Source organism: Shigella sp. FC1967 (assembly GCF_001743005.1).
Classification (GTDB): Bacteria; Pseudomonadota; Gammaproteobacteria; order Enterobacterales; family Enterobacteriaceae; genus Proteus.
This window is the reverse complement of the sequence record NZ_MIIZ01001301.1, coordinates 1-411: the sequence shown is the minus strand read 5'-3', so window position 1 is coordinate 411 and position 411 is coordinate 1. Positions and strand designations below refer to the sequence as shown.

Sequence of the window (411 nt, the reverse complement as noted above, 5' to 3'; positions counted from 1 at the left end):
GCTTGCGAGATAAGGCTTTTTGTTTTCGATCGTAGGTGACGGCTGGCATTGATAAGGTGGCGCGGATTAGCAATCTTATTGCCGTCTGATTTGATGGCGTAATGACTCAGCCCCACATCAACGCCCCGTGATATTTGATATCAATGTTGGCTTTGCCGGTGCTTCTACCCCGTCATCACAGAGTAGTGACGCATAGTATTTTCCGGTTGCGCTACGGCTCAGTGTGATACTTTTCAGCGCCCCCGTAATTTCACGATGTAAACGCGCTTCAATCGGTGCGATTTTCGGGATTTTTATCGCGCCATCAATGACTTTGATCCCGACACAATGATAGCTAGATTGTCTGCCATGCTTACTTTTAAACGTGGGAAAACGGGCTTTTAGTTTCGGATTAAAAAAAGTTGGAGAAAG

General features: G+C 46.2%; 1 pseudogene. It reads right to left on the bottom strand.

Annotated features, from left to right (window positions below):
* Window positions 1–411: pseudogene (locus BHE89_RS21460) on the bottom strand (RNA-guided endonuclease InsQ/TnpB family protein); the annotation flags it as partial.